Raw genomic sequence first — 20,668 nt, 5'->3', positions numbered from 1 at the left:
TCGGCTTATGTACGACGCGCATTTCGGATTATCGGGGCGGCCGTTCCAGCTGACGCCCGACGCGCGCTTCTGGTACGAGACGGCGACGCATCGCAAGGCGATGGCCTATCTCGGTTACGGTCTCGCGCAGGGCGAGGGCTTCGTCGTCGTCACCGGCGACATCGGCGCGGGCAAGACGACGCTGGTCGGGCATCTCACCGCGCAGGTCGATCCCGAGGCGCTCAACGTCATCACCATCGTTTCGACCGCGATCCCCGCGGACGACCTGCTGCGCATCGTCGCGACCGGCCTCGGCGTCGATCCGCAGGGGCTGGCCAAGGCGCAATTGCTGACCGCGATCGAACGCGGCCTCCATGCCGTGGCGCGCTCGGGACGGCGGACGTTGCTGATCGTCGACGAGGCGCAGGCGCTGCCGATCGATTCGCTCGAAGAGCTGCGCATGCTGTCGAACTTCCAGGCGGGCGGACATGCGCTGTTGCAGATCCTGCTGCTCGGCCAGCCCGAATTCCGCGAGCGGCTGCATGGTTCGGACCGACTGGAGCAATTGCGCCAGCGGGTGATCGCGATCCACCATCTCGACCCGATGGAGGCGCATGAGGTCGCCGATTATGTCGCGCACCGGCTGTCGGTGGTCGGCTGGCAGGGGCGGCCGGACTTCGCCGCGGATGCGTTCGCCGCGCTGTACGAGGGTTCGGGCGGCGTGCCGCGACGGCTCAACCAGCTCGCCGGGCGGGTGATGCTGCATGCCGCGGTCGAAGGGTCGGAGATCATCGACGGCGCGATCGTGCGGCAGGTGCTCGGCGACCTCCACGGCGACCTGCCGATGCCGGTGAGCGAGCCGCCGGCGGTCAGCGTCGAGCCGCCGGCACCGGTCGCGCAGGAGAGTTCGGTGCGGCGCTTCGTCCCGCGCGCCGCGCCGGCGGAGCCGATCGCCGATCCCATGCCGGATCGTGCCGCCGCGCCCGAGGGGGTGTCCGCGGCGGCGGAGGCGCGGATCGCGGCGCTGGAGGCGCGGATCGACCAGCAGGAGGGCGCCTTGCGCCGCGTGCTGACGCTGCTGGTCGACTGGGTCGAGGCGGATCGCCACGAGGCGGCGGCGGCCTCCGCGGCGATGGCGGCGGGCGCATCCGACATCCGCGACGATCACGTGCCGATCCGTCCTCCGGCGGCGTGGGACCATGCCGCGTAGCGCGGTGCGCAACGGCCTGTCGGTCGATGTCGAGGAATGGTTTCAGGTCGGCGCGTTCGAGCGGGTGATCGACAAGAGCGACTGGGCGACGATCGCCAGCCGCGTCGAGGCGAACACCGGCGCGGTGCTCGACCTGTTCGCGGAGAGCGGGGTCAAGGCGACCTTCTTCACGCTCGGCTGGGTGGCGGCGCGGCAGCCGCGGCTCATCCGGCGGATCGCCGAGGCGGGGCATGAGATCGCCAGCCATGGCTGGGACCATCAGCGTGTGTTCACGATGGACGCGGCGGCGTTCCGCGCCGATCTCGCGCGCGCGCGAGCGGCGCTGGAGGATGCCGGCGGGCAGGCGGTGACGGGCTATCGCGCGCCGAGCTTCTCGATCGACACGCGCAATCTGTGGGCGTTCAACGCGCTGGCGGAGGCCGGCTATGCCTATTCGTCGAGTGTCGCGCCGGTCGCGCACGACCATTATGGCTGGCGCGACGCGCCGCGCTACGCGTTTCGCCCGCTGGCGGATTCGCCGTTGGTCGAGCTGCCGGTGACGGTGGCGCGGATCGGCGGGCGGCATCTGGCGACGGGGGGCGGCTTCTTCCGGCTGCTGCCGTCGGCGCTGACGGACTTCGCGGTGCGGCAGGTCAATCGCGAAGGCCATGCCGGCATCTTCTATTTCCACCCGTGGGAGGTCGATCCGGCGCAGCCGCGGGTGCGGGAGGCGCCGCTGCGGTCGAAGGTGCGCCATTATTCGCGCCTGGGGGCGATGGCGGGCAAGCTGCGCGGGCTGATCGCACGCCACGATTGGGACCGGGTCGATGCGGTGGTGGCGCGCGAGGCGGCGCTGCTGTCGTGACGTCGTCGACCGTGCGCGAGGCCGCGCTGCGCGATGCCGGCGAGAGCGCGGCGATCGACGGCTTCGTCGCACGCACCCCCGGGGCGACGCCCTTCCACCTTACCGCATGGAGCCGTGCGGTCGAGCGCGGCTGCGGACAGCGCGCGCGCTATCTCGTCGCCGAGCGCGGCGGCGAGCTCGTCGGGGTGTTGCCGCTGACCGTGATGCGCTCGCCGTTGTTCGGCAAGGCGCTGGTGTCCACCGGCTTCGGAGTGGATGGCGGGGTGCTGGGCGACGGGGTCGATGCGTTGGGCGCGGCGGCCTGGGCGCTGGCGCGGCGGATCGGCTGTCCCGGCGTCGAGTTGCGCGGCGGGCCGGCGCCGGCGGGGTGGGAGACGGACGACACCTCCTATCTGGGCTTCGTGCGCGATCTGGCGGCGGACGACGACGCCGAGCTGCTCGCGGTGCCGCGCAAGCAGCGTGCCGAGGTACGGCGGGCATTGGGGTTCGACCTGGCGGTGGAGACGGGGGGCGCGGCGCTGCTCCGCGATCATTACCGCGTCTATGCCGAATCGGTGCGCAATCTCGGCACGCCGGTGTTTCCCGCGGCGCTGTTCCGCTGCGTCGCCGAGGCGATGGACGCCGACGTGCTGACCGTGCGCCATGAGGGGCGGGCGGTGGCGAGCGTGCTCAGCCTGTATTTCCAGGGGACGGTGTTTCCTTATTGGGGTGGTGGCACCGCGGCGGCGCGGGGCTTGCGCGCCAACGACCGGATGTATTTCACGCTGATGAGCCATGCGCGGGCGCGCGGCTGCACGCGGTTCGACTTCGGGCGGTCGAAGACCGGGACGGGTGCGGCGGCGTTCAAGAAGAATTGGGGCTTCGCCGGGGTGCCGCGGCTCTATGCCAAGCGGAGCGAGGGCGGGAGCCGCGAGGTCAATCCGCTCAACCCGAAATATGCGCTGATGGTGCGAACATGGCAGCGGCTGCCGTTGCCGGTCGCCACTATGCTGGGGCCGTGGATATCGCGCGGGCTGGGGTGATGGAGCTGCTGTTCCTCGCCCATCGCGCCCCTTTTCCACCCGACCGCGGCGACAAGATCCGCAGCTATCACGTCCTGCGTTATCTGATGACGCGGGCGCGGGTGCATCTGGTCGCATTCGGGGAGAGCGAGGCGGATTTCGATCTGCCAGCCGAGCTGGATGCGCTCGTGAGCGTGACGATCGTGCGGCGGCGCAAGTCGCAGGCGATGGCGGCGGTGGAGGCACTGGCGCGGGGATTGCCGGTGTCGCTGACCGCGTTCGAATCGCCGGAGATGCGGCGGGCGGTCGCGGCGGTGCGCGCCGATGCGGTCTACTGTTTCTCGGGGCAGATGGCGCAATATCTGCCGGCGGGGGTGCCGGCGGTGATGGACTTCGTGGATGTCGACTCGGTCAAGTTCGCCGGCTTCGCCGAGGCGGGATCATTGCCGCTGCGATGGATGATGCGGCGCGAGGCGCGGCTGCTCGGCAAGTTCGAGCGGCGGGTGGCGGCCGAGGTCTCGGCGAGCCTGTTCGTCAGCGAGGCGGAAGCGGCGCTGTTCCGCGCCGGCAACGCGGCGGGGCGGATCGTCGCGGTGGAGAACGGGATCGACGCGGCGGCGTTCGATCCGGGCGTGGTGGCAGGCGACGTCGGCTTCCCCCACGCCGTCACCCCGGACGTGTTCCGGGGGCAACCCGTCCCCGGGACGGTAGCGACTCACGAGCCGCTCTCCTCGCCGCCGAGTGGACCCCGGGACGAGTCCGCGGTGACGGGGGAATCGGGGGGCGGGTCGAAGCGTCATATGCCGCTGATCGTCTTCACCGGACAGATGGATTACCGGCCGAATGTCGAGGCGGTGATCTGGTTCGCGCGCGACATCCTGCCGGCGTTACGCGCGCGCTATCCCGGCCTGCGCTTCGCGATCGTCGGGCGGGCGCCGGTGGCGGTGGTGCAGGCGCTCGCCTCCGACGCCGTGATCGTCACCGGCGCGGTGGACGACGTGCGGCCGTGGCTGGCGGCGGCGGCTGTATGCGTCGCGCCGTTGCGGCTGGCGCGCGGCATCCAGAACAAGGTGCTCGAGGCGATGGCGATGGCGCGCCCCGTCGTCGCCTCGGCCGCGGCGGCGGAGGGGATCGATCATGGCGGGGCGTTGCGCGTCGCCGACGATGCGGCGGCGCATGTCGCGGCGATCGGCGCGCTGCTCGACGATCCCGACGCTGCGGCGGCGCTCGGTGCGGCGGCGCGGGCGCGGGTGATCGCGCGCTACGACTGGACCGCGCGGCTGGCACCGCTCGATACGCTGCTGGGGCTGGCGTGACCGCGATACCGTGGCGGCGGCACGCCATCGGGCTCGCGCTGGCGACGGCGGCGATCCTGCTGCTGTTCCGCAACGACGTCGCGCGGCTGGTGTCGATCTGGTGGACGAGCACGACGTTCGGGCATTGCCTGTTCATCGGGCCGGTGATCGGCTGGCTGGTGTGGCAGCGGCGGCGCGAGCTGGCGGCGCTGACGCCGGTCGCGTGGTGGCCGGGGCTGGCGCTGGTCGCGGTCGGCGGCGCGGGCTGGCTGATGGGCGACGCGGGGTCGGTGAGCTTCGCGCGGCAATTGGGGCTTATCGTCATGCTGCAGGGCGCGGTGGTGACGCTGCTCGGGCCGCAGGTGGCGCGGGGGCTCGCCTTTCCGCTCGGCTATGCGCTGTTCCTGGTGCCGTTCGGCGAGGAACTGGAGCCGCTGTTGCAGGCGGTGACGGTGCGGATGGTGATGCCGCTGCTCGATGCGTTCGGTGTGCCGGCGAGTTCGAACGGCGTGCTGATCCATGCGGGCCGCTATTGGTTCGAGGTGGCGGAGGCGTGTTCGGGCGCCAAGTTCGTCATCGCGATGCTCGCCTTCGGCGTGTTGGTCGCCGACGTCTGTTTCGTGTCGTGGCGGCGGCGGGCGTGGTTCCTGCTCGCGGCCTTGGTGGTGCCGGTGCTCGCCAACGGCGTGCGCGCCTTCGGGACGATCTATGCCGCGCATCTGACCAGCGTCGAGGCGGCGACCGGCTTCGACCATATCGTCTACGGCTGGCTGTTCTTCGGGCTGGTGATGGCGGCGGTGCTGGCGATCGGCTGGCGCTGGTTCGATCGCGCGCCCGATGCGCCGGCGTTCGATCCCGCCGCGCTGCCGCCGGTACGCGGGCGGTGGATGGGGTTGCCGATCGGCGTGGTGCTGGCCGTGGCGGTGGCCGGCATGTGGCCCGCATGGAGCGGCGCAATCGCGCATCGCGCGACGCCGTTGCCGGCGCGCATCGCCCTGCCGCAGGTGGCGGGCTGGACGCGTGCGCCGTTGAGCCTCCGCGCACCGTGGCAGCCGTTCTATCCGGGCGCGGACCATATGCTGTTCGGCCGCTATGCGCGGGGCGGGGCGGCGGTCGATCTGGCGATCGCGGTGTTCGGGTCGCAGGGCGAGGGGCATAAGATCGGCGCGTTCGGCACCGGTGTGCTGCGCGAGGAGGACCGCTGGGTGCGCGTCGCCGACGAAGCGCCGGTCGCGGGCGGCAGGGCGATGCGGATCACCGCCGCGGGGCCGGTGGAGCGCATCGTCGCGACATGGTACGTCGTCGGCGATACGGTAACGTCGGACGAGCGCGTGGTGAAGATCGAGACGATGAAGGCGAAGCTGCTCGGCGGCGCACAGCGCGCGGTGGCGATCCATCTGTCGGCGGAAGTGGTGCCGGGCCGCGACGCGCGGGCGGACATCGCCGCGCTGGCGACGGCGCTCGGTCCGGTCGACGGCTTGAGCGATGCCGTCGTGGCGCCGCGCTGATGTGCGGCATCGCCGGTATCTTCCACCCGGAGACGCCCAAGCCGGTCGACCCGTCGCGGATCGCCGCGATGATCGCGGCGCAGGCGCATCGCGGGCCGGACGGCGAGGGGATATGGACCGCGCCCGGCGTCGGGTTCGGCCATCGCCGGCTATCGATCATCGATCTCGCCGGATCGCCGCAGCCGATGCAGTCGGGTGCGCTGACGATCACCTATAACGGCGAGATCTACAATTTCGCCGAATTGCGCAGCGAGTTGGAGCGCAAGGGCGCGCGCTTCGTCACCGATGGCGATACCGAGGTGCTGCTGCACGGCTGGCGCGCGTGGGGGCCTGCGTTGCTCGACCGGCTCAACGGCATGTTCGCCTTCGCGCTGCACGATGCCGACACGGGGACGTTGTTCCTCGCGCGCGACCGGATGGGGGTAAAGCCGCTCCATTATGTCGAGCTGTCCGATGGCAGCCTTGCCTTCGCCTCCGAATTGAAGGGGCTGCTCGCGCATCCGTTGCTGCGGCGGGTGCCCGACGTGACCGCGATCGAGGATTTCCTCGCCTTCGGCTATGTCCCCGACGATGCCTGTCTCGTCGCGGGCGTACGCAAGCTGCCCGCCGGCCATTTTCTGCTGGTGCAGCGCTGGCAGGGGGTGCCGCGGCCGCGGCGCTGGTGGTCGCTGAGCTTCGCCGACCGCGCGAGCGGCTCGGCCAAGGCGCTCGGCGAGGAACTGCTGGCGCGGATACGAGACGGGGTGCGCAGCCGGATGGTCGCCGACGTGCCGCTCGGCGCCTTCCTGTCGGGCGGGGTCGACAGTTCGGCGGTGGTCGCGCTGATGGCCGAGGCGAGCAAGGCGGCGGTCAAGACCTGCACGATCGGCTTCGACGAGGCGGGGCACGACGAGCGCGCGCATGCCGCGATGGTGGCGCAGCGTTTCGCCACCGATCATCACGCGCAGGTGGTGCGGCCCGACGATTTCGCGCTGATCGACACGCTGGTCCATCATTTCGACGAGCCCTTCGCCGACGGCAGCGCGCTGGCGACCTATCAGGTCGCGGCGCTGGCGCGGAAGAGCGTGACGGTGGCGCTGTCGGGCGATGGCGCCGACGAGATGCTGGCCGGCTATCGCCGCTACAAATTCCAGGCGGCGGAGGAGCGGGTGCGCGGCATGCTGCCCGATCGCTGGCGGCGCGCGGCGTTCGGGACGCTGGGGCGCTATTATCCCAAGGCCGATTGGGCGCCGCGTCCGCTGCGCGCCAAGGCGACGCTGCTCGCGCTGGGCGCGGATGGCGACGAAGCCTACGCGCGCGCCGTGGGAGTGACCTCGCCCGAGCTGCGCGCGCGGCTGTTGAGCGCGGAGGCGCGGCGGGTGCTCGGCGGGCATCGCGCCGAGGATCGCTACGTCGCGGCGATGCGGGCGGCGCCGGCGCGCGATGCGCTCGACCGCGCGCAATATGCCGACATGATGATCTGGCTGCCCGGCGACATCCTCACCAAGGTCGACCGGACCAGCATGGCGGTCGGGCTGGAAGCGCGCGAGCCGCTGCTCGACCACCGACTGGTCGAATTCTGCGCGACGCTGCCGGTCGGCATGCGGCTGCACGGCGGCGAGGGCAAATGGCTGATGAAGCGCAGCCTCGAACGCTATCTGCCCAAGGACATCCTCTACCGGCCCAAAATGGGGTTCGTGACGCCGATCAGCGCGTGGTTCCGCGGCGCGTTGGCGGCGGAGGCGGAGGGGCTGGCCCGGTCGCGGACGTTGGTGGAGAGCGGCTGGCTCGACATGGCGCAGGTCGCGAAGCTCGCCGACGAGCATCGCAGCGGGCGGGCCGACCACGGCCGGACCTTGTGGCAATTGCTGATGCTGGAGCGCAGCGCGAAGCGGCTGTTCGGCTAAGGGTCGACAGGCTCGGTACGAGCCCGGGCGCCGTCTAGCGCAGCTTGGCGATCGACAGATTGTCTTCCTTGGCGCGGTCCTTGGTCGATTCCTCGCTGCGCTTGAGCGCCTTGGCGATCGCCTTCAGCGCCATGCCCTTCTTGGCGAATTGGTGGAGCTTCTGGATCTCGTCCTGCGTCCACGGCTGGCGGTGGCGTTCGAACACCTCTCCCTTGGCCATCAGAACACCGCCATGACGGCGTGGAGGGTGAGCGCGGCGAGCGCGAGGCTGGAGGCGATGAAGAGCATGAAACGAGGCCCTACCTTGTTCGTGGTCGCCTGTACCAGCGAATGTATCACGCGCAATCCGACATACAGCCAGGCGATCATCGCATTGACGCCGTCGCCGGTGCCGCTGAGCGCGATCACCGTGCAGATCGCGTAGAACAGCGTCGGCTGTTCGTGGAGGTGGTTGTAATTGTGCGCCTTCCACTGGACCTGCGGCGGCAGGCCACGGTCGGCGTCGGACGGCTTGGTGCCGACGAGCGTACCGAGACGGAGGCCGGCGGCCTTCATCGACGGCAGGCGGGTGGCGAGCATCCAGACCAGCATGACGAGCGTCCAGGCGACGAGCGCCGCCATCGGCCGCAGGATTTCGCTGTGCATCGGTGGTCACTCTCCTTTTGTGGGCAGAGTGACGGATCGGGGAGGCGGGGGCAATATCCACAATTCCTCCCCGCAAGGGGGAGGGGAACCGTTCGGCTTCAGCCGAATGGTGGAGGGGGAGGACAGGGTGGCAGCTCCATAACGAAGTCTCGCCCTGTCCTCCCCCTCCGTCACGGCTTCGCCGTGCCACCTCCCCCTGGCGGGGGAGGACTTAGGTATGGCTTATTTGTCGAAGATCGCGCCCCAGCGGTGGACCGGGCGGTCCTTCCACAGGCCGCGATGATAGGCGTCCGACGCCAGCAGCGGCATCACCGAGCCGGCCTCGGCGAAGACCATCTGTTCGATGCCGGTGTTGACCTTGCCCCAGCTCGCCGCTTCCTGCAGCGTCGAGGACGAGCAGGCGCCGTCACGGACGTCGGCGACGGTGATCTGCACTGCGTATTTGTGGACCTGCACGTCGTCGTGGCCGAGAATCTCGGCGCAGACGACGGTGTCCTGGATGAAGTTCTTCGGCACGCCGCCACCGATCATCAGCAGGCCGGTGGTGCCCGCCTGGATCTTGATCTCGGTCAGCTCGCGGAAGTCCGCCACCGCGTCGATCATCAGATACGGACGGCCCGCCTTGGCCGCATCGACCTGATGCTTGACGAGGCCAAAGCCCGCCGACGAATCGACGAACGCCGGGCAGAAGATCGGCACGTCATGCTCATAGGCGAGCTTGACGAGGCTGTTGTCCTTCTTGCCGTGCTCGACGAGATATTTGCCCATCTCGCGGATGAAGGCGCGGCTCGAATAGGCGCGCGGCTCGAGGCTCTCGGCGATCTCGAAGATCGTGTGGTCGACGTTCTGGAGCGCTTCCTCGTCGATATACGTATCGTAGATGCGATCGATGTAGAGCGAACGCAGCGTATCGTCGTCGGGGATCTCGAGCGCCTGGTAATGCTTGTGGCCGAGGCCTTCAAAGAAATCCATGTCGACGATGGTCGCACCGGTCGCGACGATACCGTCGACCATGTTGTTGCGAACCAGCTCGGCGTACAGGTCCATGCAGCCGCCGGCCGAGGTCGAGCCGGCGATGACGAGGAAGATCGAGCAATCCTTGTCGGCCAGCATCTGGTTGTAGATGTTGGTCGCGCGGCCGAGGTCGCGGCTGGTGAAGCTCATGTCGGCCATCGCATCGACGATCGGGCGCGCGTCGAAGCTCTTGATGTCGATATGCTTGACCTGCTTCGAGAGCAGTTCGGCCTTGCGGTTGTCGTTGATCGGCGCGTTGGCGCCGGCGGTCTTCGTCAAGGTGTCGGTCATGGCTCGCCTTTGGCTAATCCAGCCGTCGTCGTTCAACATTGGGGACGCGGAAACCCAGGGCCGCCCCTCCCGCCGGAGCGGGAGGAGGGAAGACAATCGGTTATAGCGTTGTGGTTACAGCTTTACGACGTTGTTCGTACGCACGTCGGCGATCTCGTCGTCGAGATAGACCGACAGCATCGGCTCGTCGGTCGCGACGACCGTGTCGCCGGTGCCGAAGCCGTTGAACGCGGTGCGCATCGCCGAGCCATAGGCACCGAGCATGCCGATCTCAAAATAATCGCCGGGGACCGTGTCCGCGGGGAGCGGGAACGGGCCCTGCATGTAATCGAGATCGTCGCAGGTCGGACCCCAGAATGCGAAGTCCATGTCGCGCGCGTCCGAATCCGGCTCGCGCAGCAGCTGCACCGGATATTTCCAGCCGATATGCGCCGCATCGAACAACGTGCCGTAGGCGCCGTCGTTGATGTACAGCTCGGTGCCGCGGCGCCGCTCGACGCGGACCACGACCGAGGCATATTCGGCGCTCAACGAGCGGCCGGGCTCGGCCCACAATTCGGCCGAATAGCTGATCGGCAGGCTCTCGAACGCGCGATGGATCGTCTCGAAGAAACGCTCCAGCGGCGGCGGGGTCATGCCGGGATAGGCCGAGGGGAAGCCGCCGCCGACGTCGATGACGTCCACGGTTACCGCCGCCTCGACGATCGCCGCGCGGGCGCGCTCCATCGCGTTGGTATAGGCGTCCGGCGACATCGTCTGGCTGCCGACGTGGAAGCAGATGCCGAGCGCGTCCGCGACCTGGCGGGTGGCGATCAGCAATTCCTTGCTCTCGCCGGGGCCGACGCCAAATTTCGAGCCGAGGCTGAGCTTGGCATATTCGGACGAGACGCGCAGCCGCACGCAGAGCGTGAGGTCGGTGGCGCCGTCGGTGGCACGGACGATCTTCGCCAGCTCTTCCATGCTGTCGAGCGAGAACGTCTTCACGTCATGGACGAAATACGCCTCGGCGATCGCCTCTTCCGACTTGACCGGATGCATGAAGCAGCAAGTCGCCTGCGGCAGCGTCGCCTTGACCAGGCGCACTTCCGCGATCGAGGCGGTGTCGTAATGCGTGATGCCATTGTCCCAGAGAACCTTGAGCAGGTCCGGGCTGGGATTCGCCTTCACGGCATACATCGAGCGACCCGGAAACTTCTCGACGAAGAAGCGGGCGGCGCGCGCAGCGGCGTGCGGGCGAACGAGCGTGACCGGATCGACCGGTCGGCTCTTGGCGATGTCGATGCCCGTGCTGCGGTGAGCGGAACGGGCGGTCGAGAGGGGCGCTAACCCCAGCGCGCTATGGTGCTTGGCCAATTCAAGGGACCTCCAATTGCCTTTCGGCATACGGTGACAAAAGCTGCCTTGCGGTTGGAAGTCCCATGGGGCAGCGGAGGCGCGATCTATGGTCGTCCGACCCCCATGTAAAGTGGGTTAGCGCAGGAAAGGACGAAAAGTGACGTTTTTGCGACAACCGACACGCGCCGGGGTGCGCGATGCGGCCGAGAAAATCGCGCGAATCCTGCCGCCGACGCCGCTTTACCTGCATGAAATCAACGGTGTAGCGGTGGCGTTCAAGGCCGAGTCGCTCCAGCCGATTGGTGCGTTCAAGATTCGCGGCGCCTGGCATCGACTCACCGCATTGGACGAGGATGCGCGGCAGCGCGGCGTGGTCGCCTTCTCGTCGGGGAATCACGCGCAGGGGGTCGCCTGGGCGGCGCGGCGGCTGGGGATCGCGGCGACGATCGTGATGCCCGCGGATGCGCCCCGCGCCAAGCTGTCGGCGACGCTGGCGCTCGGCGCCGAGGTGGTGCGCTACGATCGTGCGACCGAGAGCCGCGAGGGCATCGCCGCGCGGCTCGCCGAGGCACGCGGCGCGACCCTGGTGCCGAGCTTCGACGATCCGTGGATCATCGAGGGGCAGGGCAGCGCCGGGATCGAGGCGGCGGCGCAGATGGCAGCCTCGGGGCTCGGCGTGCCGACCCGCGTCGTCGTGCCCTGCGGCGGCGGCGGACTGGCGGCGGGGCTCGCGCTGGCGCTCAAGGACAGCGCGGTGACGGTTGTGGAGCCCGAGGGGTGGGACGACATGCGCCGGTCGCTGGAAGCGTCGTGGATCGAGCCGGTCGGCGACAACCCGCCGCCGACCGCGTGCGACGCGTTGCAGACGCAGCGGGTGTCGCCGCTGACCTTCGACGTGCTGTCGCGGCGCGATGCGACCGGCGTCGCGGTGAGCGAGGCGGAGACCGCGGCGGCGCAACGCTGGGCGGCGGCGCAGTTGCGGCTGGTGATCGAGCCGGGCGGCGCGGTGGCGCTCGCGGCGGTGCTCGCGGGCAAGGTGACGGCGGAGCCGGGGCTGCTGGTGATCCTGTCGGGCGGCAACGTCGATATCGACGCTTATGCGCGGGCGATCGGATAGCGCGATATCCGGTCGCGCGCGTTCGTGTCGTCTCGACATCGCAGGCCGTGAGAGGCAATTTGGCGAGATGCAAGCGCTTCTCGGATCGATCGCCAACGCCGCCCCGGCCCTCGCCATGCTCGGCTGCTTCGCCTGCCTGATCGGCGGCGGCGCGCTACTCGCCCGCGGCGGGGATCGCCGCAAGGCGATACTGTTGCTGGTGATGGCGGCGGTATTGCTGGGCAATGTGGTGATCTGGCAGCTGTGATTTCGAAGTCGATGGTAGCTACGATCAACCGTTGATGGGGCGGTCAATATGAAAATCTTCGATTATCAACGGCGCATGTGCCGTGTCACTCGCCTTCTGTAATCTTCAATTTGCTTCTGTAACGTAGAAGACTAGCGCTCCATCGCCTTCATGGCGTGCTATGAGGCAAAGGAAATGTCCGCCGAAACACTCGAATATTTCCGGGGTAGATGGCCTGATCCCGAGGTTCCCGCGGGTGAGGCCGAATATTATCTGTATGAGATTAGCCGTGAGCGGGACGCGGTAATCAGGACAGTCGATCTGTATTCCGATGGCAGAGTCACTCGGAATAGTATCGACATCGAGCAACGGAATGGGGATCATTGCCCATCCTTATGGGATTGCTCCCTCGCCGATGGCTTTACGGATGCGGACCTAATAGAGATAAGCCAGAACGAATTTAAAGAGTATTGGAGGCGCGGCATCGATGAGCCTTTTTGGTTTGCTCGTTGACCGCTAAAGCTGCGTCAGGTCTTTGAAACACGCGAAGAGGTGCGGGGCGAGCGATATCACGCCGGCATTCGTGATTCCGAGAGGCTGCTGACGGGCGACTGATCGCGATCGGCCGCCGCAAGCGTGACCCGGGGGCGCGATATCGCGCCCCAAGCGTCGCCCTCACCGGATCGGCGAATTCGGGTCGAGCCGCATGTCGAGGTATTTGTCGACCGAACGCATCAGTTCCGGCGTCTCGTTCTCGAAGAAGTGGTTCGCCTTCGGGATCGTGTCGTGATGGATGGTGATGTGCTTCTGCGTGCGCAGCTTGTCGACGAGCTTCTGCGTCGCGCCGGGGGTGGCGACCTCGTCGGCCTCGCCCTGGATGATGATGCCCGAGGACGGGCAGGGCGCGAGGAACGAGAAGTCGAACATGTTCGCCGGCGGCGCGATCGAGATGAAGCCGCGGATCTCCGGACGGCGCATCAGCAACTGCATGCCGATCCACGCGCCGAAGCTGACCCCGGCTATCCAGGTGGTCGACGCCTCCGGATGGAAGCTCTGCACCCAGTCGAGCGCGCTCGCCGCATCGGACAGTTCGCCGATGCCGTTGTCGAAGGTCCCCTGGCTCTTGCCGACACCGCGGAAGTTGAAGCGCAGCGTCGCGAAACCGCGGCGCTGGAAGGTCTTGTAGAGTTCCTGGACGATGCGGCTGTTCATCGTGCCGCCGGCGGCAGGGTGCGGATGGAGGATCATCGCCACCGGTGCGCGCGGGCGGGGAGCGGGAGCGAAACGGCCTTCGAGACGGCCTTCGGGGCCGGGAAAAATGACTTCGGGCATGGGTCTCGCCACGTAAGAAGGGGCGCGCTGTGGAGCGCAGAACGTTGCGCGCTATATAGGCGTCGGGCTCCAACACGCAATTGGAACGAATCCTGTCCCATCGTCTCTATCTGGATCATGCCGCCACGACGCCGATGACCGCCGCCGCACGCGCGGCCGTCGTCGACGGACTCGCGCGATGGGCGAACCCATCGTCGCCGCACGCCGAGGGGCGCGCCGCGCGCGCGGCGCTTGAGGCGGCGCGGCGGGGGATCGCCGCCGCTTATGGCTGGTGCGGCGAGACGCTGCTGACCAGCGGCGCGAGCGAGTCGCTGGGAATCGCGCTGGGGCGGACGACGCTGCCGCGGCGGATCGTCACCGCGGTGGAACATGATGCGGTGCTGCGCGCCGGCGGCGATGCCGCGGTGGCGCCGGTGGCTGCGGACGGGATCGTCGATTCGGCGGCGCTCGCGGTGCTGCTCGCGGCGGGGCCGGCGCTGGTCTGCGTGCAATGGGCGAACAGCGAGACGGGGGTGCGGCAGCCGCTGGCGGAGATCGCCGCGCTGGTGCGCGACGCGGGCGGCCGATTGCTGGTCGATGCCGCGCAGATGCCGGCATCGGCGGAGCTGGCCGAGGTGGCGGACATGGTGGCGCTGTCGGCGCACAAGCGCGGCGGGCCGCCGGGGATCGGCGCGCTGCTGGTGCGCGATCTGGCGCTGCTGCACCCGAGCGGCGGGCAGGAGCGCGGCTATCGGCCGGGAACGGAGAACCTGCCCGGCGCGCTCGGCTATGCCGCGGCGCTCGGCGAGGCGGAGCCGGACCATCGCGCATTGCGGGCGCGGCTCGACGATGCGATCCTGCGATCGGGGGGCGAGATCGTCGCCGCCGACAGCCCGCGGCATGCGGCGATCGGATCGTATCGGTTGCGCGGCGTCGCGGCTGCGGCGCAGCTCATCCTGCTCGACAGCGCCGGCTTCGCCGTCTCGGCGGGCAGCGCCTGTTCGAGCGGCAGCATGAAGCCCAGCCACGTGCTCGGCGCGATGGGCTGGGACGAGGCCGCCGGGCGCGAGGTGATCCGGGTGAGCTTCGGCCGCACCACCAGCGAGGCGGACGTCGACGCCTTCGTCGCTGGCTGGCGGCAGATGGCGCGGACGACGCGGCGCGCGGCATGATCTACCTCGATTATCAGGCGACGACGCCGCTCGCGCCCGAAGCCTTGGCGGCGATGCTGCCGTGGCTCGAATCGCAGCATGCCAATCCGCATTCGCCGCACCGGCCCGGCCGCGCCGCCAGGGCGACGGTGGAGGTGGCGCGCGATGCGATCGCGGCACTCGCGCCGGCGGGGGGCAGTGTCAGCTTCACCAGCGGCGCGACCGAGGCGCTCAACTGGGCGATCAAGGGGACGACCGGGGCGATCGTCACGCTGGCGACCGAACATGCCGCGGTTCTCGACACCGTCGCGGCGGAGGCGGCGCGGGGGCGGCGGGTGACGGTGTTGCCGGTCGGTGCCGACGGGCTGGTCGATCTCGATCGGGCGGCGGCGGCGATCCGGCCGGGGGTAGGGTTGGTCGCGGCGATGCTGGTCAACAACGAGATCGGCGTGATCCAGCCGATCGATACGCTGGCCGGACTGGCGCACGACGCGGGCGCGCTGATGCTGTGCGACGCGGTGCAGGGCTATGGGCGCATCCCGGTGCCGGCGGCGTGCGATCTGGTCGCGGTGTCGGCGCACAAGCTGCACGGGCCGAAGGGGATCGGCGCGCTGTGGATTCGCGACGGCGTGACGCTGGTGCCGCTGGTCCATGGCGGCGGGCAGGAGGCGGCGGGGCGCTCGGGGACGCTGTCGCCGGCGCTGTGCGCGGGGTTCGGCGCGGCGGCGCGGCTGATGACGGAGCGGGCCGCGGCCGATGCGGCGCATGTCGACCGGTTGTGGGCGATCGCGACCGCGGCGCTGGCGGGGTGGGACGTCAACGGCTCGGTGACGCGGCGCTATCACGGCAATCTCAACGTGCGACGCGACGGGCTCGACGTGGCGCGGCTGATGAGCGAATGCCGCGACCTCGCCTTCTCGGCGGGCTCGGCGTGCGCGAGCGGCTCGGGACGGTCGAGCCATGTGTTGCGCGGGCTCGGCCTCACCGAGGCGCAGGCGCGGTCGAGCATCCGGCTCGGCTTCGGGCGCTATACCGGCGAGGACGAACTGCGCGACGGACTCGCGTCTATCGTCGCGGCGGCGACTCGGCAGGGGGTGATGGCATGATTCGCGTGGTGTTCGTCGATCCCGATGGCCGCGCGCGGCAGGCGGAGGGCGCCGAGGGCGCGCGGCTGCTCGATCTCGCACAGGCGGATGGTCACCCCCTCGAAGGGACGTGCAACGGCGACATGGCCTGCGCGACCTGCCACGTCGTCATCGCCGCGGAGGATTTCGCCCGCATCCCCGCCGCGCTTGCGGAGGAGGAGGATCTGCTCGATCTCGTCCCCGCCGCATCGCGGACGAGTCGGCTCGCCTGTCAGGTACGGCTGACCGCGGCGCTCGACGGGCTGACGGTGCGGCTGCCCTGACGGGTAGCGGGGCAGCATTCCTGACATTCTGACAACCGCGGGTTCAGATCGCATGCATGACGCGCCCGTCATGGTGCTCCTATGCCCGATGTCGGGCGTGTGAGGAGTAACCCTATGAAGCTCATTGCTTTGTTCAGCGCCGCAGCGCTCGCTGCCGGGACGTTGATGACCGCCGCGCCCGCCGAGGCGCAGCGATACGGCTACGATCGCGGCTATGACCGCGGCTACGATCACCGCGGCTACGACCGGCGCGACGATCGCGGATGGCGCGGTGGCCCGCGCTACCACGGGCGCGGTTTCGATCGTGGCCGGGGTTATGGCTATGGCGGGGGCTATGGCGGCGGTTACGGACGGGGCTATGGTCGCGGCCGGGTCGTCTGCCGGGTGCATCGCGGCTATTACGGGCCGGAGCGGCGCTGTTTCACCGTCTATCGCTGATCGAACGGCGGCCGGCGGCGCGATCCGCCGGCCGTGAAACATCGTTAACGCCAAAGCGTTCTTGCTGCGACGCAACACGAACGTTTATGGTGCCGCCGATGACCCAGACCGAAGCCGTGACTGCCGCACCGTCGGGGCCGGTGCCGACGATGTTCGAAGCGATCGTGCGCCTGCTGACCGTGACCGCCACCTATAACAAGGGGACGGTGACGATCGCCCCGCATATCCTCTACACCCGTCACGGCGAAATCTACGTCGATGCGGTGACGGTGGAGCGCGACGGCAAGCCGCCGCGCGAGGAGAAGGTCGGTACGTTCAAGATGGACGGGCTGGGCGAACCGACGCTGACCGACAAGGCGTTCACGCCGAGCAGCCTGTTCGAACCCGCAGCCGAGAAATACGAGGGCGTGACGCTGATGGCGGTCGAGCGGGCCTGACCGCCCGACCGCCGATCGATCAGCGGCAGCGCACCTGTGCCTGGTTCTGGTCGATCGCCTTGCCGGCGAGCGCGCCGACCGCGCCGCCTAACAAGGTGCCGACGATGCGGCTGTGGCCGCCGTCGATGACGTTGCCGAGGATGCCGCCCGCCGCGCCGCCGGCGATCAGGCCGGTCGTGCCGTCGCTGCGTTTGCAATAATAGCGGCCGTCGGTGCCGGCATAGACGCGATCGTTCGGGTTCAGCACCCGCTCCTGTGTGCCGGGGCGGTAGTAACGCGCGGGATCGTAGCCGTTTTCGTAACGGTCGTCGTCGCGATCGTCGTAGCGCTGATCGTCATAGCCGCCGGGCACCGGCGCCTGGCGATAGCCGCCTGGGCCTGGCGTGCCGCGCAGCGCGCGATAGCGATCGAATTCGGCACGATAGCGCGCCATTTCGGCGTCGAACCGCTGTTGCGCGGCGGCGAAGCGCGCATCGTCGGCGGCGGACTGGGCAAGCGCCGGCGCGGTCGCGGCGAGCGTCGCGCAGACCGCGGCGGAGAGCAAAAGGGACCTGAACATCGAAATGATCCTCTACCGGACCCGTTGAGTCGGGTCCGCAACGGTCATACGCCGATCCGACCTTGGCGGTTCCTGAACGAACCCGCCGCGCCGCCGCTCAGCCGGCCGCCGCTCAGCCGATCGTGACGAAGCTGTCCATCACGCGTTTGCGCCCCGCCGCCTCGAAGTCGATCTCCAGCTTGTTGCCCTCGATCTCGGCGATCGCGCCATAACCGAATTTCTGATGGAAGACGCGCAGGCCGACGGACAGGTCGCTGCGCCCCTTGTTGCCGATGCTGACCGCGCTCGACCGGCTTTCGACGACGCGCGTCGGCGCGGTCGAGAATCCCGAGGCGGCACCCGCCGCGCGTTGCCAGCCGGGACCGCGGCCGGTGCCGCGGCCGACGTCGGCGAAGGGGTCGGCGCGCTCGCTCCAGTTCGCGCGCCACAGGCTTTCGCCACCCGACATCGTCGTCTCGGCGTCCGTATGTTCGGGGGGCAGTTCGCCGACGAAGCGGCTCGGGATGCTCGACGTCCACTGGCCGTAGATGCGGCGATTGGCGGCGTGGAGGATCGTCGCGCGCCGCCGCGCGCGGGTGATCGCAACGTAGGCGAGGCGGCGTTCCTCCTCGAGGCTCTTGGTGCCGCCCTCGTCGAGCGAGCGCTGCGACGGGAACAGCCCCTCCTCCCAGCCGACAAGGAAGACGGTGTCGTATTCTAGCCCCTTGGCGGCGTGGATCGTCATGATCGTCACCTGCGGGTCCTGGACGCCGCCCTCGCGGTCCATGACGAGGCTGACGTGTTCGAGGAACGCGCCGAGCGATTCATATTCCTCCATCGCGCGGACGAGTTCGGAGAGGTTCTCGAGCCGGCCGGCGGCGTCGACCGATTTCTCGGCCTGCCACATCGCGGTATAGCCGCTTTCGTCGAGCAACTGGCGGGCGAGCTCGGCATGCGGCAGGTCGCGCGCCATGTCGCGCCAGCGTGCGATGTCGCCGACGAGGTTGCCGAGCGCGCGCCGTGCCTGCGGGGTGAGTTCGTCGGTGTCGAGGATGCGCGCCGCGGCGATGGTCAGCGGCACGCCCTCGATCCGCGCGAGCTGGTGGATCTTGGCGAGCGCCTTGTCGCCGAGGCCGCGCTTGGGGACGTTGACGATGCGTTCGAAGGCGAGATCGTCGGACGGCTGGTTGACGATACGCAGATAGGCGAGCGCGTCGCGGATCTCGGCGCGTTCGTAGAAGCGGAAGCCGCCGATGATGCGATAGGGCATGCCGATCGCGATGAACCGGTCCTCGAACTCGCGCGTCTGGTGCTGCGCGCGGACGAGTATGGCGACATCGTCGAGGCTCTTGCCGCTGCGCTGCGCCGCCTCGATCTCCTCGCCGACGCGGCGCGCTTCCTCTGGGCCGTCCCAAACGCCGAGCACACGCACCTTCTCGCCCGCGTCGAGCTCGGTCCACAGCGTCTTGCCGAGCCGGCCGCCGTTGTTGGCGATGACGCCCGAGGCGGCACCGAGGATGTGCGGCGTCGATCGGTAATTCTGTTCGAGCCGGATCACCTTCGCGCCCGGAAAGTCCTTCTCGAACTTGAGGATGTTCTCGACCTGCGCACCGCGCCAGGAATAGATCGACTGGTCGTCGTCGCCGACGCAGGCGATGTTCTTGCGCGCCTGCGCCAGCAGCCGCAGCCAGAGATATTGGACGACGTTGGTGTCCTGATATTCGTCGACCATGATGTATTTGAACCGTTCCTGGTACATTTTCAGCACCTCGGGATAGGTCTTCAGCACGGTCAGCATGTGCAGCAGCAGGTCGCCGAAATCGCAGGCGTTGAGAGCCTTCAGCCGCTCCTGATATTGCGCGTAGAGTTCACCGCCGCGGCCGTTGGCATAGCGTTCGCTCTCGCCGGCATCGATGTCGGCGGGGACCAGCCCCTTGTTCTTCCAGTCGTCGATCAAGCCGGCGAGGCTGCGCGCGGGGAAACGCTTCTCGTCGAGATCGGCGGCGACGATCAACTGCTTGAGCAGGCGGAGCTGGTCGTCGGTGTCGAGGATGCTGAAATTGCTCTGCAATCCGACCAGCTCGGCGTGGCGGCGTAGCATCTTGGCGCCGATCGCGTGGAACGTGCCGAGCCACGGCATCCCCTCGACCGCATCGCCGACAAGCCGCCCGACGCGTTCGCGCATCTCGCGCGCCGCCTTGTTGGTGAAGGTGACGCTAAGGATCTCCGACGGCCACGCCTTGCGCGTCCACAGCAGATGCGCGAGCCGCGCGGTCAGCGCGGCGGTCTTGCCGGTGCCGGCGCCGGCAAGCATCAGCACCGGGCCTTCGGTGGTCAGCACCGCATCGCGCTGCGGGGGGTTGAGCCCCTTGAGATAGGGCGGGTCCTGCAAGGCGTTGGCGGGGGCGCTGAGATCGGTCACCGGCGAACAGGTAGGGAACGGCGCGCGAGCCGGCAAGTCCGATCGGGCAGCGGCCCCCGTCACGCTGGTGACACGCACCTGTAACGCATGCGTAACGACCGGCTGCTACGGCGATCAAGCCGGCGGACCGTTCGGCTTCGTCCAGCCCGCGCCCGAGAGAGGCGCGCGGACCGAGCCGGACCGCCACGGCAAGTCCGAGTAGCAGGAGTGTCATCATGAAGACGTCGCATCACGCCGCCATTGCGGCGGCCGCTTTGTCGTGCCTGTTCGCCGCCGTTCCGGGCAATGCCGCCCCCGCCGCGGAGCGCGAGCCGGTGCAGGTCAAGGTATCGGCCAAGGGACTCGACCTGCACAGCGAGGCGGGCCGCCGCACCCTCGACGCGCGCATCGTCCGTGCGGCGCACGCCGCATGCATCCCCACCGGCGCGACGCTGAAGATGCGACTCGATGCGCAGCGCTGCTTCCGGGAAATGCGCGACGACGGCACCCGCAAGCTCGCCGCGCTGGTCGGCGACGACGTGCGATTCGCCGCCCTGCGCAAGGCGGATCGTCCGGAATAAAGATTCGAATGAGGCGGCGCGTCGATCGGCGGGTCGCCTCGACGAGCGGCCA

Annotated in this window: 21 protein-coding genes; 14 read left to right on the top strand and 7 right to left on the bottom strand. The window is 69.0% G+C overall.

Going from position 1 to position 20,668, the window contains the following annotated elements:
- Positions 1 to 7 precede the first annotated feature (7 nt).
- Genes SFC76_RS10605 through SFC76_RS10580 form a run of 6 tightly spaced genes read left to right on the top strand, consistent with a single transcriptional unit; the run spans position 8 to position 7,723 of the window.
- The gene (locus SFC76_RS10605) at positions 8 to 1,189 is read left to right on the top strand and encodes an ExeA family protein (protein WP_322849434.1); all 1,182 of its coding nucleotides are present in this window, start codon (positions 8 to 10) and stop codon (positions 1,187 to 1,189) included.
- Positions 1,179 to 2,033: an XrtA system polysaccharide deacetylase gene (locus SFC76_RS10600; RefSeq protein ID WP_322849433.1), complete on the top strand. Its 855-nt coding sequence runs from the start codon at positions 1,179 to 1,181 to the stop codon at positions 2,031 to 2,033. Before SFC76_RS10605 ends, SFC76_RS10600 begins: the two co-directional genes overlap by 11 nt.
- Complete coding sequence (locus tag SFC76_RS10595; RefSeq protein ID WP_322849432.1) at positions 2,030 to 3,055, top strand: FemAB family XrtA/PEP-CTERM system-associated protein; 1,026 nt, start codon at positions 2,030 to 2,032, stop codon at positions 3,053 to 3,055. The genes SFC76_RS10600 and SFC76_RS10595 overlap by 4 nt, the downstream gene beginning before the upstream one ends.
- Positions 3,055 to 4,350: a glycosyltransferase gene (locus SFC76_RS10590; RefSeq protein WP_322849468.1), complete on the top strand. Its 1,296-nt coding sequence runs from the start codon at positions 3,055 to 3,057 to the stop codon at positions 4,348 to 4,350. Before SFC76_RS10595 ends, SFC76_RS10590 begins: the two co-directional genes overlap by 1 nt.
- Entirely contained in the window at positions 4,347 to 5,837 is a 1,491-nt protein-coding gene (xrtA, locus tag SFC76_RS10585) for an exosortase A (protein WP_322849431.1), read from the top strand. The genes SFC76_RS10590 and xrtA overlap by 4 nt, the downstream gene beginning before the upstream one ends.
- Positions 5,837 to 7,723, top strand: coding sequence for an XrtA/PEP-CTERM system amidotransferase (locus SFC76_RS10580; RefSeq protein WP_322849430.1), 1,887 nt, complete (start codon positions 5,837 to 5,839; stop codon positions 7,721 to 7,723). The genes xrtA and SFC76_RS10580 overlap by 1 nt, the downstream gene beginning before the upstream one ends.
- 34 nt (positions 7,724 to 7,757) lie before the next feature.
- On the opposite strand, the gene SFC76_RS10575 is transcribed toward SFC76_RS10580, so the two are convergent.
- From SFC76_RS10575 to SFC76_RS10560, 4 genes are all read right to left on the bottom strand, one after another.
- Positions 7,758 to 7,943: a hypothetical protein gene (locus tag SFC76_RS10575; RefSeq protein WP_137899689.1), complete on the bottom strand. Its 186-nt coding sequence runs from the start codon at positions 7,941 to 7,943 to the stop codon at positions 7,758 to 7,760.
- Positions 7,943 to 8,368, bottom strand: coding sequence for an MAPEG family protein (locus tag SFC76_RS10570; protein ID WP_322849429.1), 426 nt, complete (start codon positions 8,366 to 8,368; stop codon positions 7,943 to 7,945). Before SFC76_RS10570 ends, SFC76_RS10575 begins: the two co-directional genes overlap by 1 nt.
- A gap of 222 nt (positions 8,369 to 8,590) precedes the next feature.
- Complete coding sequence (locus tag SFC76_RS10565) at positions 8,591 to 9,673, bottom strand: 1,9-bis(guanidino)-5-aza-nonane synthase (protein WP_322849428.1); 1,083 nt, start codon at positions 9,671 to 9,673, stop codon at positions 8,591 to 8,593.
- A gap of 114 nt (positions 9,674 to 9,787) precedes the next feature.
- Entirely contained in the window at positions 9,788 to 11,026 is a 1,239-nt protein-coding gene (locus SFC76_RS10560; RefSeq protein WP_322849427.1) for a type III PLP-dependent enzyme, read from the bottom strand.
- Positions 11,027 to 11,165: 139 nt separating this feature from the next.
- Here SFC76_RS10560 and SFC76_RS10555 point away from each other — a divergent pair, with 139 nt between their 5' ends.
- Positions 11,166 to 12,125 (top strand): threonine/serine dehydratase, encoded by a 960-nt coding sequence (locus tag SFC76_RS10555; RefSeq protein ID WP_322849426.1) that lies wholly within the window; start codon positions 11,166 to 11,168, stop codon positions 12,123 to 12,125.
- 67 nt (positions 12,126 to 12,192) lie between these two features.
- Positions 12,193 to 12,372, top strand: coding sequence for a hypothetical protein (locus SFC76_RS10550; protein WP_322849425.1), 180 nt, complete (start codon positions 12,193 to 12,195; stop codon positions 12,370 to 12,372).
- Positions 12,373 to 13,026: 654 nt separating this feature from the next.
- On the opposite strand, the gene SFC76_RS10545 is transcribed toward SFC76_RS10550, so the two are convergent.
- Positions 13,027 to 13,683: an alpha/beta hydrolase gene (locus SFC76_RS10545; protein WP_038659670.1), complete on the bottom strand. Its 657-nt coding sequence runs from the start codon at positions 13,681 to 13,683 to the stop codon at positions 13,027 to 13,029.
- A 134-nt stretch (positions 13,684 to 13,817) separates the two neighbouring features.
- On the opposite strand from SFC76_RS10545, the gene SFC76_RS10540 reads away from it, so the two are divergent.
- The 5 genes from SFC76_RS10540 (at position 13,818) to SFC76_RS10520 (ending at position 17,096) form a co-directional block, all read left to right on the top strand.
- Complete coding sequence (locus SFC76_RS10540; RefSeq protein ID WP_322849424.1) at positions 13,818 to 14,834, top strand: aminotransferase class V-fold PLP-dependent enzyme; 1,017 nt, start codon at positions 13,818 to 13,820, stop codon at positions 14,832 to 14,834.
- The gene (locus SFC76_RS10535) at positions 14,831 to 15,919 is read left to right on the top strand and encodes a cysteine desulfurase family protein (protein ID WP_322849423.1); all 1,089 of its coding nucleotides are present in this window, start codon (positions 14,831 to 14,833) and stop codon (positions 15,917 to 15,919) included. The genes SFC76_RS10540 and SFC76_RS10535 overlap by 4 nt, the downstream gene beginning before the upstream one ends.
- The gene (locus SFC76_RS10530; protein WP_322849422.1) at positions 15,916 to 16,221 is read left to right on the top strand and encodes a 2Fe-2S iron-sulfur cluster-binding protein; all 306 of its coding nucleotides are present in this window, start codon (positions 15,916 to 15,918) and stop codon (positions 16,219 to 16,221) included. The genes SFC76_RS10535 and SFC76_RS10530 overlap by 4 nt, the downstream gene beginning before the upstream one ends.
- 114 nt (positions 16,222 to 16,335) lie before the next feature.
- Positions 16,336 to 16,659 (top strand): hypothetical protein, encoded by a 324-nt coding sequence (locus SFC76_RS10525; RefSeq protein ID WP_322849421.1) that lies wholly within the window; start codon positions 16,336 to 16,338, stop codon positions 16,657 to 16,659.
- Positions 16,660 to 16,757: 98 nt separating this feature from the next.
- Positions 16,758 to 17,096: a hypothetical protein gene (locus SFC76_RS10520; RefSeq protein ID WP_322849420.1), complete on the top strand. Its 339-nt coding sequence runs from the start codon at positions 16,758 to 16,760 to the stop codon at positions 17,094 to 17,096.
- A 19-nt stretch (positions 17,097 to 17,115) separates the two neighbouring features.
- Here SFC76_RS10520 and SFC76_RS10515 read toward each other — a convergent pair whose 3' ends face one another.
- Entirely contained in the window at positions 17,116 to 17,655 is a 540-nt protein-coding gene (locus tag SFC76_RS10515; protein WP_322849419.1) for a glycine zipper 2TM domain-containing protein, read from the bottom strand.
- A gap of 112 nt (positions 17,656 to 17,767) precedes the next feature.
- Positions 17,768 to 20,056 carry an ATP-dependent helicase gene (locus tag SFC76_RS10510; protein WP_322849418.1) on the bottom strand — a complete coding sequence of 763 codons (2,289 nt, stop codon included), beginning with the start codon at positions 20,054 to 20,056 and terminating at the stop codon, positions 17,768 to 17,770.
- 215 nt (positions 20,057 to 20,271) lie between these two features.
- Here SFC76_RS10510 and SFC76_RS10505 point away from each other — a divergent pair, with 215 nt between their 5' ends.
- The gene (locus SFC76_RS10505; protein ID WP_322849417.1) at positions 20,272 to 20,616 is read left to right on the top strand and encodes a UrcA family protein; all 345 of its coding nucleotides are present in this window, start codon (positions 20,272 to 20,274) and stop codon (positions 20,614 to 20,616) included.
- Positions 20,617 to 20,668 lie beyond the last annotated feature (52 nt).

Source organism: Sphingomonas sp. CD22 (assembly GCF_034556155.1).
Lineage (GTDB): Bacteria > Pseudomonadota > Alphaproteobacteria > Sphingomonadales > Sphingomonadaceae > Sphingomonas.
Note: the sequence above shows the minus strand (reverse complement) of the source record. Positions and strands in the feature narration are given on the sequence as shown.

Excerpts from the sequence above, each read along its gene's own strand:
- SFC76_RS10605 (WP_322849434.1), top strand. The coding sequence starts at position 8 with ATGTACGACGCGCATTTCGGATTATCGGGGCGGCCGTTCCAGCTGACG.
- SFC76_RS10600 (WP_322849433.1), top strand. The coding sequence starts at position 1,179 with ATGCCGCGTAGCGCGGTGCGCAACGGCCTGTCGGTCGATGTCGAGGAA.
- SFC76_RS10590 (WP_322849468.1), top strand. The coding sequence starts at position 3,055 with ATGGAGCTGCTGTTCCTCGCCCATCGCGCCCCTTTTCCACCCGACCGC.
- SFC76_RS10580 (WP_322849430.1), top strand. The coding sequence starts at position 5,837 with ATGTGCGGCATCGCCGGTATCTTCCACCCGGAGACGCCCAAGCCGGTC.
- SFC76_RS10575 (WP_137899689.1), bottom strand. The coding sequence starts at position 7,943 with ATGGCCAAGGGAGAGGTGTTCGAACGCCACCGCCAGCCGTGGACGCAG.
- SFC76_RS10570 (WP_322849429.1), bottom strand. The coding sequence starts at position 8,368 with ATGCACAGCGAAATCCTGCGGCCGATGGCGGCGCTCGTCGCCTGGACG.
- SFC76_RS10565 (WP_322849428.1), bottom strand. The coding sequence starts at position 9,673 with ATGACCGACACCTTGACGAAGACCGCCGGCGCCAACGCGCCGATCAAC.
- SFC76_RS10550 (WP_322849425.1), top strand. The coding sequence starts at position 12,193 with ATGCAAGCGCTTCTCGGATCGATCGCCAACGCCGCCCCGGCCCTCGCC.
- SFC76_RS10545 (WP_038659670.1), bottom strand. The coding sequence starts at position 13,683 with ATGCCCGAAGTCATTTTTCCCGGCCCCGAAGGCCGTCTCGAAGGCCGT.
- SFC76_RS10540 (WP_322849424.1), top strand. The coding sequence starts at position 13,818 with ATGACCGCCGCCGCACGCGCGGCCGTCGTCGACGGACTCGCGCGATGG.
- SFC76_RS10535 (WP_322849423.1), top strand. The coding sequence starts at position 14,831 with ATGATCTACCTCGATTATCAGGCGACGACGCCGCTCGCGCCCGAAGCC.
- SFC76_RS10530 (WP_322849422.1), top strand. The coding sequence starts at position 15,916 with ATGATTCGCGTGGTGTTCGTCGATCCCGATGGCCGCGCGCGGCAGGCG.
- SFC76_RS10525 (WP_322849421.1), top strand. The coding sequence starts at position 16,336 with ATGAAGCTCATTGCTTTGTTCAGCGCCGCAGCGCTCGCTGCCGGGACG.
- SFC76_RS10520 (WP_322849420.1), top strand. The coding sequence starts at position 16,758 with ATGACCCAGACCGAAGCCGTGACTGCCGCACCGTCGGGGCCGGTGCCG.
- SFC76_RS10515 (WP_322849419.1), bottom strand. The coding sequence starts at position 17,655 with ATGTTCAGGTCCCTTTTGCTCTCCGCCGCGGTCTGCGCGACGCTCGCC.
- SFC76_RS10505 (WP_322849417.1), top strand. The coding sequence starts at position 20,272 with ATGAAGACGTCGCATCACGCCGCCATTGCGGCGGCCGCTTTGTCGTGC.